The organism is Marinobacter flavimaris (assembly GCF_002933295.1).
In the GTDB taxonomy this organism is placed as follows: Bacteria; Pseudomonadota; Gammaproteobacteria; order Pseudomonadales; family Oleiphilaceae; genus Marinobacter; species Marinobacter flavimaris.
Genome location: NZ_PSSW01000010.1, coordinates 20537 through 32436, shown reverse-complemented (window position 1 = coordinate 32436; position 11900 = coordinate 20537). Strand labels below are relative to the sequence as shown.

At 59.5% G+C, this 11900-nt stretch carries 12 protein-coding genes; 1 reads left to right on the top strand and 11 read right to left on the bottom strand.

Annotated features, from left to right (window positions below):
* Nucleotides 1-27: 27 nt before the first annotated feature.
* From folK to dksA, 8 genes are all read right to left on the bottom strand, one after another.
* Complete coding sequence (gene folK / locus MDHKLMBL_RS16515) at nt 28-525, bottom strand: 2-amino-4-hydroxy-6-hydroxymethyldihydropteridine diphosphokinase (RefSeq protein WP_008169650.1); 498 nt, start codon at nt 523-525, stop codon at nt 28-30.
* Nucleotides 525-1889 (bottom strand): polynucleotide adenylyltransferase PcnB, encoded by a 1365-nt coding sequence (gene pcnB / locus MDHKLMBL_RS16510; protein ID WP_053114249.1) that lies wholly within the window; start codon nt 1887-1889, stop codon nt 525-527. The genes folK and pcnB overlap by 1 nt, the downstream gene beginning before the upstream one ends.
* A complete protein-coding gene (locus tag MDHKLMBL_RS16505) occupies nt 1882-2091 on the bottom strand; it encodes a hypothetical protein (protein WP_062782780.1) in 210 nt (69 codons plus the stop codon). Before MDHKLMBL_RS16505 ends, pcnB begins: the two co-directional genes overlap by 8 nt.
* A gap of 469 nt (nt 2092-2560) precedes the next feature.
* On the bottom strand, nt 2561-3964 hold the full coding sequence (locus tag MDHKLMBL_RS16500; protein WP_008169641.1) for a sigma-54-dependent transcriptional regulator: 1404 nt from the start codon (nt 3962-3964) through the stop codon (nt 2561-2563).
* A 7-nt stretch (nt 3965-3971) separates the two neighbouring features.
* Nucleotides 3972-6935 carry an ATP-binding protein gene (locus MDHKLMBL_RS16495; RefSeq protein ID WP_014575918.1) on the bottom strand — a complete coding sequence of 988 codons (2964 nt, stop codon included), beginning with the start codon at nt 6933-6935 and terminating at the stop codon, nt 3972-3974.
* Nucleotides 6925-7101, bottom strand: a complete 177-nt coding sequence (locus MDHKLMBL_RS21020) for a hypothetical protein (RefSeq protein WP_008173184.1) — start codon at nt 7099-7101, stop codon at nt 6925-6927. Before MDHKLMBL_RS21020 ends, MDHKLMBL_RS16495 begins: the two co-directional genes overlap by 11 nt.
* A 50-nt stretch (nt 7102-7151) precedes the next feature.
* The gene (gene gluQRS / locus MDHKLMBL_RS16490) at nt 7152-8024 is read right to left on the bottom strand and encodes a tRNA glutamyl-Q(34) synthetase GluQRS (protein ID WP_008173183.1); all 873 of its coding nucleotides are present in this window, start codon (nt 8022-8024) and stop codon (nt 7152-7154) included.
* Between the two features lie 61 nt (nt 8025-8085).
* Complete coding sequence (dksA, locus tag MDHKLMBL_RS16485) at nt 8086-8526, bottom strand: RNA polymerase-binding protein DksA (protein WP_008173182.1); 441 nt, start codon at nt 8524-8526, stop codon at nt 8086-8088.
* A 179-nt stretch (nt 8527-8705) separates the two neighbouring features.
* Here dksA and sfsA point away from each other — a divergent pair, with 179 nt between their 5' ends.
* A complete protein-coding gene (sfsA, locus tag MDHKLMBL_RS16480; RefSeq protein WP_053114250.1) occupies nt 8706-9437 on the top strand; it encodes a DNA/RNA nuclease SfsA in 732 nt (243 codons plus the stop codon).
* Here sfsA and MDHKLMBL_RS16475 read toward each other — a convergent pair.
* From MDHKLMBL_RS16475 to MDHKLMBL_RS16465, 3 genes are read right to left on the bottom strand one after another with little or no spacing between them, the layout of a single operon-like run.
* On the bottom strand, nt 9421-9792 hold the full coding sequence (locus MDHKLMBL_RS16475; protein WP_053114252.1) for a Rieske (2Fe-2S) protein: 372 nt from the start codon (nt 9790-9792) through the stop codon (nt 9421-9423). The two genes, sfsA and MDHKLMBL_RS16475, sit on opposite strands and share 17 nt — an antisense overlap.
* Nucleotides 9789-10157: a pentapeptide repeat-containing protein gene (locus MDHKLMBL_RS16470; RefSeq protein ID WP_014575923.1), complete on the bottom strand. Its 369-nt coding sequence runs from the start codon at nt 10155-10157 to the stop codon at nt 9789-9791. The genes MDHKLMBL_RS16475 and MDHKLMBL_RS16470 overlap by 4 nt, the downstream gene beginning before the upstream one ends.
* A gap of 40 nt (nt 10158-10197) precedes the next feature.
* Complete coding sequence (locus tag MDHKLMBL_RS16465; protein WP_425269262.1) at nt 10198-11787, bottom strand: bifunctional aminoglycoside phosphotransferase/ATP-binding protein; 1590 nt, start codon at nt 11785-11787, stop codon at nt 10198-10200.
* Nucleotides 11788-11900: the final 113 nt, after the last annotated feature.

Below are 11900 nucleotides of genomic sequence, written 5' to 3'. Positions count from 1 at the left end.
GCGTGCCGGGGTGTCGGCATTGAAGTGTTAAGGGTAATCCGCCGGTGGAAGCTTGCGCAAGCCGTTGTCGGGGCATTGGCGACGCAGTTTGGCAATCGGTGTGCCGTCGGGCAGAGTCAGGCCGGCCTTCAGGTCCAGCAGAGGCTGGAGCGCAAAGTCCCGGTTCCGCAGTTCCCGATGAGGTACGGTGAGGCGCTCGTCGTCCAACATCTGATCGCCGAAGATCAGTATGTCCAGATCAAGCGTTCGGGGTCCCCAGTGGCGAAGTCTCTCCCGGCCATGCTGTTGTTCGACGTTCTGCAGTTCGTCAAGCAGTTGGTGTGGTAGTAGGGAGGTTCTAAGCCATACCGCGCCGTTGACGAAGTCAGGCTGGTCCTGGGGGCCGACCGGGCGGCTGGCATAAAAGGGCGATTGGGCCACCAGTACCGTCTCCGGCAGGTTGGCCAGGGCCGAGACTGCCCGGGCCAATTGGGCTGCAGGGTCTTTCAGATTGCTGCCAAGACCGATAAAGACGTCTGTCATCATTACTGGGCTGGGCGTTTGACCGGTTTGCGGCGGCGCCGCCGCTTCTTGGGGGCGTCGGTGCTCAGTTGTGAGAGCATTCGCTCCTGGCCCCGTTCATCTTCCTGCTGGAACTCGGTCCACCATTGGCCAAGCCCGGGCTCAATCTCACCAGACGCCTCGCGAACCAGCAGGAAATCGTAAGCGGCCCGGAACCGTGGATGAGTCATGGTGGCAAAGGCCCGCTTGCCCTGGCGTCGGGGCAGTCGCATCTGAAGTTCCCAGATCTCCTTCATCGGGCCAGAGAATCGTTTCGGAATCGAGGTTGCCTGCACCTGACGGCCAATCACCTTTCCAATGGCGCCGTGCAATGCGGGCTGGACCGGGTCACCGTTGTCCTGCCTGCGATGCCACTCTGCCTGAAGTGCCGGCCAAAGCATGGCGGCAAACAGGAAATAGGGCGTGACCGATTTGCCCTGGGCAATCCGGGCATCCGTGTTTCTCAGGGCCTGGCGGATCAGCTCGTCCGGCTCACCCGACTCAATGGCTCTGACCGTCTCCGGGAACAGAGGCTCCAGCAGATTGTAACGGGTCAGAAGGTCGTAAGTGGCTTCGCCATGGCCTGCGGAAAACAGTTTGAGCACTTCATCAAACAGGCGGGCCGGCGGAATATGGGTTAACAGAGGGGCCAGTTCCCCGATCGGGGCCTCGGTCTCCGGTTCAATGTCAAAGCCGAGTTTGGCGGCAAAACGGATAGCGCGAAGCATGCGCACGGGGTCTTCCCGGTACCGCGTCTCGGGATCGCCAATCAGTCGCAGCTGGCGGTTGCGCAGATCCTCGATCCCGTTGGCAAAGTCGATTACGGTAAAGTCGCGGATGCAGTAGTAAAGCGCATTGACGGTGAAGTCCCGACGCAGGGCGTCTTCTTCCTGGTTGCCGTATACGTTGTCACGCAGAAGCAGGCCGTGTTCACTGGTCCTGCGATCGTCATCATCGGTGTCGGTGTCTGCTTCGGCAGCGTTGCCCCTGAAGGTGGTCACCTCGATGACCTCGCGGCCAAACACCACGTGGACAATCCGGAATCGCCGTCCGATCAACCGGGAGTTCCGGAACAGGTCGTGCACTTCCTCGGGGGTGGCATTGGTCGCGATGTCGAAATCCTTGGGCTTGCCGCCCAGCAGGATGTCTCTTACGCCGCCGCCCACGAGGTATGCTTCATAGCCTGATTTGTTCAGGCGATGCAGAACTTTCTTGGCGGGTTCGCTGATAACCGAGCGGGAGACGTTGTGCTGGTCCCTGGGGATTTCCCGTCGCTGGTAGGTGCGGGCTTTCTTTTTTCCGTTGCCGGGCATGAAGGAACGGAGTTTGTCGACAAGTCGTTTAGGCATTGAAATCCGTGGTTGCGATGAGCAAAAACCGAGAGTTTAACGGTTTGAGCAGGATTTGCACACGTTTGCCGTGGATTACCGTTTTGGAGCCCAGATAATCAAAAGGCGGATCCGTTTTCACGAATCCGCCCTCAAAGCGTTGACGATCTGCATTGTTTTTGTTTTTGCCGGGATTTTTCTTGGTTTTTGTACCCCACTGCATATCCCCACTTCAGGGGCATCTCAGCAGTGCAAACGGAAAGCTTTGAATACACAGAGCGGTCAGAGACATCGAGCGGGCCTTGGGTAGCTGCAGCGTCACCTGGAAGGTGATTCTTCTCTACATCTACAACTCGCACGTGCCGTGGGACCACTAAAAAGCAAAGTACCCAAAACACTCAGTTCGCTTACGTTCTGTTGTTGTTTTTGTTACCGAACGCATCCTGCAGCTTTTTGTTCTTGTTGTTGGCGCTGCTTTGTCACTCTTGTTTTTGTTGTTGTGCGCCAAATAGGTTGCAGTCCATGTGCCAGTTTTTGAATTTCTTTTATTAACAGGGCCTTACGATTTTGTAGGTCATAAGTGTTACCCCGTATTCAACCTAAGTGTTACTGAGGTCACGTTACTTTCGTGAGGAGTGTTACCGACAGGAACATGGGGTAACAACTGAGCCCGGGTTCATACTATGCCGGACTCAGTTGCCAGAGGATTTTTTCCGGGGTATGCCGAGACGCTGGCGACGTTCCCAGAGCGATTTTCTGCTGATGCCCAGTTTCTGCGCCAATTCTGTCTCGCTCATGCGGTCCTGGTTCTCGAGAACAAAATGCTGGAAGTAATCTTCGAGGGAGAGATCGTTGGACGCGTCCACCTCCCGGGTATGTGTCTGCTCGTTGTTGCCGTCCACGAGAGTCTCGGGGATGTATTCGTCGCTGCCTTCGCTGTCCAGGTCCAGCAATGAGGGCGTGATCACGTCGCCGTCACACAGGATGGTTGCGCGCTCAATGGCGTTCTCCAGTTCCCGTACGTTTCCCGGCCAGCGATGGCGTTCGAGGGCGCGCATCGCCTCGGGGCTTAGATTGAGATCGGGCTTGCCCATTCTCTCGCCCTGGCGTTTCAGGAAGCGGCGGGCCAGTCCCAGAATATCGCTCTGGCGCTCACGCAGCGGCGGGATACGGATCTGCATGACGTTCAACCGGTAGTAGAGGTCTTCCCGGAATTCCCCGGTACGCGTCATGGCCTTGAGGTTTCGGTGGGTGGCGGCAATCATCCGCACGTTGACGGTACGGCTCTGGGTGGAGCCGACTTTCCGGATCTCGCTCTCTTGCAGAACCCGTAGCAGGCGTGCCTGGGCTTCGGCCGGCAGTTCGCCGATTTCGTCCAGAAACAGGCTGCCGCCATCGGCGGCCTCGATCAGGCCGGTCCTGGCCGATACCGCGCCGGTGAAAGCGCCCTTTTCATGGCCGAACAGTTCCGATTCAATCAGGCTTTCGGGGATGGCCGCGCAGTTGACCGAAATCAGCGGCTTGGCAGCGCGCGGGCTGAGCAGGTGCAGGGCGCGGGCCGCCAACTCCTTGCCGGTTCCTGATTCGCCCTGGATCAGGACAGTGGTTTCTGTCGGTGCTACTTTACGGATCAGCGTGAACACCCGCTGCATTGGCTCACACTGGCCGAACATGATGTTGGCAGGATCGCTGCTTTCCGGCGTTTCCAGGGCTGGTGCCGAGTCGTCACCCGAGTTCCGGCCGGCGGGTTTCCGGGCCAGAATGTTTTCGACCGCGGCCAGCATTTCATCGTGATCAAACGGTTTGGCGATGTACTCAACGGCGCCCATTTTCATGGAGTCCACCGCTGATCTCAGGCTGGCATAGCTGGTCATGATCAGCACCGGCGTGTTGGGTGCGCGATTGATCAGTTCGGTGCCCGCAGCGCCTGGCAGACGCAGGTCGGAAATGATCAGATCGAACTGATCGGGTTCGTGGTTCTGTTCGGCTTCCTCAACGGAGGCCGCATCGGCGACCTCATAGCCGGCATGCAACAACAGTTTGCGCACTGCCGAGCGAATAATGTCTTCGTCTTCCACGATCAGAATGCGAGGCATAACAGTCTCAAGACCTTTGGTTCTGGCTGATGGCAATAGTGCCGGTTTCCGGTTCGTAGGCTGGCAATCTCAGCCTCACGCAGGTTCCGCGGCCGGTGTCGGCATTAGCCGGGCTTTCCACCTGAACGTTGCCATAGTGCTCTTCAATAATGCTGTACACCAGCGACAGGCCAAGACCGGTTCCCTTGTTGGGGGCCTTGGTGGTGTAAAACGGCTCGAAGATATGATCGAGTTGATCCCCGGGAATACCGGAGCCCTCATCAACCACCTCGATGATAGCGGAGTAGCCATCGCCCTTTCCACTGACCCGGATGGTACCGCCTTCCGGTGAGGCATCGCGGGCGTTCGCCAGCAGGTTGACGAATACCTGGACCAGACGCTGCTCATCTCCCAGCACCTGCAAAGAGGGCGGGCAGTCGTTGACATAGTGAATGCCCAGGCCCTTGTCGCTGAGCGACAGCAGGTTGATTGATTCTTCCACACAGCGATGAATCGCTACCGGCTCGTACCGGTTGGCCTGGGCATGATTGCCGGTGCGGGCAAAGTTCATCAGCGACTGCAAAATGGTAGAGATGCGCCGGGTCTGCTGCTGGATCTGGTCAGCGGTGTCCAGGATGTCCGGGTTGTCGGTTTCCAGTTTCAGGTTCTGGGCCAGGGATGAGATACCGGTGACCGGGTTCCCGATCTCGTGGGCGACACCGGCGGCGAGTCTTCCCACCGATGCCAGCCGTTCGCTGTGCATCAGTTCGTCCTCAAGCAGCCGCGTTTCGGTCTGGTCCTCGACCAGGATAATGCTGCCACCTTCGGTGTGGTCCGGTCCGCTCAGGGCCGCTTTGTGGAGGTTCAGCCAGTGGGGTTTGCCACGCAGGTCCAGGCGATGCTTGTAGCGATGCAGGTCCGGGCCACGGTTGAAGTCATCAAGCAGCAGGTGCCAGTGCTCGGGCAGTGCCATCAGCCTGGCACCGACCACGTCATCGGCGGTGATGCCGGTGAGCGCCTCCATGGCGTGGTTCCACATCAGGATTTCACCGTCCTCGCCCACGGAGCAGGCAGGAATCGGCAGGTTCTGAAGGGTCTGGCGGTAATGCCGGCGCAGGTTGTCCAGCTCGCCGGCCAGGCCGGTCAATCGGTTCTGGTAGTCGCCGAGGGCGCGTTCTACATAGCGGATGTCCTGGGCAGTGCCGCCCTGGGCCATGGGCTTGAAGCCGAGATGGCGCTTGACCATGTCCCGGGCCACGGAGGGGCCGAGCAGGCCAGACAGGTTTATTTCCACCTGGTCGCGCAGTCGCCTGAGCTGGTACGGCCGATACTCCACATTGGGCAGTTTCAACTGGCCCAGTGCCCGCTCCACTTCTCGCCGCGCCACACCGTAGCCCAGCGGCTCCGCTAACTGTCTCACAAAGTCACTGGAGGACGTGGCCAGCAATTCACGGCGTTGCGGACGGGACAGTGCGCCCAGTGAGCAGGCCTGGGCTGCGCTGTTCTCCTCACTGGTGCTGGTGCTGAGGATGGAAATCAGCGCAAACACGGTAATGTTGGCAGTCAGGCTTACGAACGTGAAGATATGCCAGTTGCTGTAGTCCGGTATCAGTGGCGCATCCAGCCAGGCCAGCAGATTGGCCGTGTGCGAGAATGGCAGCACGAGCGTCACCACCCAGATGGCCAGCCCGACAACAAGGCCGGCGATCAGGCCGCGGCGATTGCCCTCGGGCCAGTAAATCACGCCCAGGGCGCCGGGCAGCAGTTGCAAAGTGCCGGAGAGGGAAATGGCGCCGAGAATGGACAGGTCGAGGTTTTTGCCGACAACTTCATGAAACAGCAGCGCCAGGAAAATGATCACGGCGATGAGCAGGCGCTTGATCCACTGCAGCCACCGGTAGATATCGCCCTGGTCTTTCGGGGTTTTCAGGGGCAACACCACGTGGTTCAACGCCATGCCCGCCAGTGCCAGGGTGCTGACGATCATCAGGCCGCTGGCCGCTGACAGGCCGGCAATGTACATCAGCAGTGTCAGTGCCGGGCTTTCCATGGCCTGGGCTGCCCCGATGGCAAAGAATCCGGGCCCTGTGGTCACCGCCAGCTCCTGGCCTCCCCAGAGAATCAGGGGCACCGGCAGGCCGAGCAGCAACAGATAGAGTGGCAGGCCCCAGCTGGCTTTTGCCAGGGCCTTGGGCGAGGGGTTTTCGCTGAAGGTCATGTGGTACATGTGTGGCAGTACCAGAGCAGCAGCAAAGGACATCAGCATCAGTGCCCGCCAACTGCCGTCGTCAATGCTCAGGGTCATGGTTGTGGCTGGCGACGTCCGGTTGTCCAGCCAGCTTTCCAGTCCGCTCATGCCGTCAAAGACCCCGAAGAGAATGACGCCCCCGAGCACCAGCAATGCCACAAGTTTCACCAGCGAATCAAAAGCAATGGCCAGCACCAGCCCCTGATGGTTTTCCGAGTTCTGGTCGCGCCTTGCCCCGAATAGCATGGCGAAAAGCACCACGATCAAGCTGAACATCACGCTGATTACCGCAGGCGATGTGTCCGGCGCAAGAATGCTGGCAGAGGTGGCGACGGCCTGTATCTGCATGCTCAGCAAGGCCAGAATGGCCCCGCCGGAGCAGAGGGTGACCAGGGTGCCAGCCCACTGGCTTCGGTAGCGGTAGGCAAACAGATCGGCGAGGGACGTGAGCTGATAGGCGCGTCCGATCCTCATGACCGGGTTCAGAAGCACAGGCGCCAGCAGGAAAGCGCCGCTGATGCCGAGATAGTAAGCCAGAAAGCCGTAGCCGGATTCGGCGGCCATACCAACCGCGCCGTAGACCGCCCATATGCCGGCATAGACACCCAGACTGAGCACATAAACCAGGGGGTGGCGAACCCAGCGCCGGGGGACCATGCCTTTTTCGGTAAACCAGGCGATGCCGAACAGCAGAATCAGATACAGGAGGCTGGCGAGCAGCAGGCCGGAGGGACTAAAACTCATTGGGGTCCCGCCGCCATTCAAGCCAGAAACCGATGGCGATCAGCCCGGCCCAGATAAGGTAGGGGCTATACCAGACGTTTCCCGGCGAAGTCCACCAGTCAAGGATGTTGGGAGAAAAGATATAGATGGCCAGTACCAACAGGAAGACCAGACGGTAGATATACATCAGGCATGCTATCCGCGCTGAGGTGTGAGAAGGGCTTTATACCATGTCCCTCACCGGGATGTCAGGTGGATGGCGCCCCGTCGCCAGTTACTCCGGCCCCACTCCAGCAGCGAATCCAGCGAACCGCTGGCAAGGTTGGCAGGCGGGTTCTGACCAAGAGCAACGAGCGCCATGAACAGGTTGTCGACAGGCTTGTCATCATCAAGAGCTGGCGCATGGGTCTGCTTGCTCAGCTTCTGACCCTGCGCGTTGAGTATGACCGGGATGTGAAGCCAGCGTGGAGGAAGAGCACCCAGGGCACGATAAATCTGTTGCTGCTGCGCCGTCATGTCCAGCAGATCCGAACCACGCACCACGTCCGTGATGCCCTGATCAATGTCATCGACCACCACCGCCATTTGATAGGCGTAGAACCCCTCCTTGCGGAGGATGACCGGATCGTCAAGCTCTGCTTGCACCGTCTGGTGCTGGGGTCCCAGCAGCTGGTCCTGCCAGTGGCAGTCTTCGTCTTCGAGGGCAAAGCGGATTGCGAATGGCCGGTCACCGTCGATTTCTGTGCGAGTGCGGCACTGGTTCGGGTGGCGCCCCTCATTGGCCTGCAATTCCTTGCGCGAGCACTGGCAACGATACGCGTAGCCGCTTTCAAGCAGCCGGTTAACGGCGTGCTGATAGGCGTCGTGACGTCTGGATTGAAAGCGTACCGGCTCGTCGGGAAACAGCCCGTGGGCGTCAAGGCTGGCAATGATCTGGCCGGTCGCCTCCGGCGGCTCTCTCAGAGGATCCAGGTCTTCAATGCGGATAAACCACTGGCCGCCCTGGCTGCGGGCTTCCAGAAAGCTGGCAAGTGCGGTAACGAGGGAGCCAAAGTGCAGCGGGCCTGTCGGAGAGGGCGCAAACCGGCCCCGGTAGTGAGGGTTGTTCATGGCGGTCAGTCAGCCGGCGGGGCTGGGAAGAGCCCCAACCGGCAGCTGTTGCGTAGTAGGCTCAGATGCCGGTCTGGCGTTCGCGAATCTCGGCCAGTGTCTTGCAGTCGATGCACAGGGTGGCTGTTGGTCGAGCTTCCAGACGGCGGATACCGATTTCCACGCCACACTGATCGCAGAAGCCATAGTCGTCTTTGTCGATGCGGTCGATGGTCTGGTCAATCTTCTTGATCAGCTTCCGCTCGCGGTCGCGGGTACGCAGCTCCAGGCTGAATTCTTCCTCCTGGGTTGCGCGATCGCTGGGATCCGCGTAATTTGCGGCGTCTTCCTGCATGTGGTGCATGGTGCGGTCGACTTCTTCCATCAGCTCCTGCTTCCATTGCAGCAGCAGATCTTTGAAGTGCTGGAGCATTTCCGCACTCATGTACTCTTCACCCTTCTTCATTTCATAGGGGGTGAAGTTGGTAAAACGTTCGCGTGGTTGTTCTGCAGTAGTTGCCATTGAACCCGGCCTCTTGTTTGTACTTCACAAGAACGGTTTGCTTCCCTCCGCGTGAGCCCCCGTGGCTGCGCGGTTGTACCCTGGATGAAGCATTCGTCCTGAAACGGGAATTTGCGGAAAATAGCAGATTAGTCACGGGGGTGCCAGCCTTGTGACATCGACTTTTGTACGGAGATCACATGAAGTTTCCAGAACCGCTGGTTGAAGGCCGGCTTATCCGCCGCTACAAACGCTTTCTGGCAGACGTGCGTCTGCCGGATGGTTCAGAAATTACGGCCCATTGTCCGAACACCGGCTCCATGCTGGGCTGTCAGCCGGAGGACGCGCGAGTCTGGCTTAGCCATAGCGATAACCCCAAGCGCAAACTCCAGTACACCTGGGAGTTGGTGGAAACCTCGCCCGGGCAACTGGCCTGCGTGAACACCGCCCGGCCGAACAGCCAGGCCCGGGCGGCCGTGCAGGCCGGCACCGTGGTGGAGCTGGCCGGCTATTCCGAGTGCCGCGCCGAGGTTAAGTACGGTTCGGAGAAAAGCCGGATCGACCTGCTGCTTTCCGGCCATGACACCGCGGCCGATGCCTGGGTGGAGGTCAAGAATGTCACGCTGGCGGAAGATGCTCAGGGTTTTTTCCCCGATGCGGTGACCGAGCGCGGCCAGAAGCATCTGCGGGAGCTGATTGCCCAGGTTGAGCAGGGCGATCGCGCGGTGCTGTTTTTCGTGGTGAATCACACCGGTATTCAAACCGTTCGCCCGGCGGACCATATTGATCGAAAATACGGTGAGTTACTGCGGGAGGCCTGCGATTCTGGCGTGGAAGTGATCGCCTATCGTGCCGATCTGAGCGAGAGCGACGGCACGCCAACAGGTGTGTTGACCCTGACCGAATCGGTGCCCGTTATTCTGGAAGTCTGACCTCAATCTGGCCGTCCCGCTCCCGCAGGTCCAGCTGGGTGAGCGCATCGCCCTGGCAGGGCCCGGCAATGCATTCGCCGTCTGAGGGCTTGAACAGGGCGCCGTGGGTGGAACACTGGATAAACAGGTTGTCGGAATCCATGAACCGGCCGGGCATCCAGTTCAGTTCAACGCCCAGATGCGGGCAGATGTTCAGGTAGGCGCGGGGCGTGCCACCGTCGAGAAACAGGAACCCGGTCAGCGGCATGCCTGCCGGCTCCCGGGCCTTTTCCCGGAGCCGGAATTCCACGAATTGGCCCGGTGTCAGCTCGGAGGCCGGACAGACGGGCTGCCAGGTATGCGGGACGCTGCTCATTTCGGCAAGATCGTGTATCGCATGCGGGTCCCGTGATTCAGGGACATGACGATCTCATCGGCGTCCAGACGATGCGGAAAATAGCAGCCGGAAATCTTGGCGCTGGCAATACTGGAGCCTTCCATTCGGGATTTCGAGAAGTCGACACCTCGCAGGTCGGCGCCCCGGAAGTAGGCGTGGCGGAAATCCAGCCCCTTGGCATCCATTCCCCTGAGATCCAGACCCCGGAAATCGCCATGGGCGAAACTGGGTAACTCTGCAAGCTTTGCCTTTTCAGCATTGAACGCCTGCATGTCTTCGCTACGAAGAATATCGTAGAGCGGGTGACTGATCTGATGTACTTCGTGTTCGCTTTTATCGTCCATATCGAACCTCGCGCTCGCCAGTGGGAGCCAGTTGTTGTTCTTAGTCGGCCTTGCCGCCGGGGATACCCAGATGTTGGCGGATCCGGTCGGCCACCGCCTCTGCCACATGCTCCTGGTCAGTGTGAAGGTGGATGGTGTGGCTCTTCTCCTCCGCGGTTAACGGTTCAAACCAGGTTTGCTGGGCGTCCAGCAATTCCTCGGTTGCCTCGGAGGCATCGCCCTTGCGATTGCGGATCCACTCCCGGCGCAGGTCTTCCGGTGCCTCGCAATGGATCAGAGTAAAGGGCACACCCTGGGCCTCGGCTACGGATGCCAACAAGGACCGTTCCTTCTGTTTCAGGCTGGCGGCGTCCACAATCACCGGGAACCCGGCTGCCAGAACGTGGCCGGCGAGCTCGGCCAGCCGCTGATAGGTTTTCTCTGTTGCTTCCTCCGTGTACAGGTTGCCACCGGTCGGTGAGCGGGAACTCTCCAGTGGCGCCAACCCGTGCAGGCGCTTGCGCTCGACATCGGAACGCAGGCGGATCAGCCCCAGCTCGGTTGCCATGGCGGCGCTGACGCAGGTCTTGCCGCTGGCGGACAGGCCGGTTGTAGCCAACAGGTAGTGGTTGGGGATGGTGCCGTAATCCTCTGCCAGTTGGGCATAGTCGCGATAACGTTGCATCAGATCGGCTTTCTCGGCGTCCGTGATTCCCGGGTTGCCCATGGTGAACAGTGCGATCTTGGCGCGGACCATGGCGCGGTACGCCTTGTAGAGTGGCAGCAACGGCAGAGCCTCGAAGTCGTCCCGGTATTCCAGGTAAGTATTCAGCACCTGGTTGGCGAGGGCACTTTCCCCGCGGGACTCCAGATCCATCAGCAGGAACGCGAGATCGTTGATGACATCAATCCAGCGGAACGGCTCGCTGAATTCGATGCAGTCGAAAACGGTGACCTCACCCTCGAAGCGGGTGATATTCGCCAGATGGAGGTCGCCGTGGCATTCCCGCACCATACCGCTGGCGCGGCGTTCGGCGATCAGCTCCCGGTGCCGCTCGAAGGTGGATTCGGTCCAGGCCTGGAGGTTATCCAGCTGCAGAAGCAGATCCGAGTCGTCAATCATCGGACGGATCTGGTCGAAGTTCTCCTGCATGGCGGCAAACACAGCCTCCGGGGTTCCAAGCGGCTTTTCATCAGGCACGGGCGGCAACTGTTCGTGGAAGGCGGCGACCTGACGGGCAAGATCGGTCAACAATTCGGGCGCCAGTTTCCCTTGTTCCTGCAGGCGATCGAAAAGCTGGTCCTGGCCGAACTGCCGCATCTTGATGGCGTATTCGAAAGCCTCGCCCTCGCCGCCAAGGATAGGAGCTTCCGGTGTCCCGGTGATGGGCACCACCTCCAGATACAGGTTTTCCGCGAGCCTCCGGTTGAGTCGCAGCTCCTCCTCGCAGAAATGTTTTCTGCGATCGAGAGTGGAGAAGTTCAGGAAGCCGAAATCCATGGGCTTCTTGATCTTGTAGGCGTAGTCACCGGTCAGGATCACCTGTGAGATGTGAGTTTCGATAACCTGAAAGCCATCGACAGGATGGTCGTACAGGTCCGGATTCTGCATCGACAGAATCAGATTGCCTGGGGATGTCTCACTCACCATGTTCTCCTCGCGTTCCCTGAACCTATTGATTTTTCTTGCTCTATCATAACGGGCAGATTACAGAAATAACACACGGATGGCCTGCCTTCCTCACCGTTCCCTTCGTTATAATC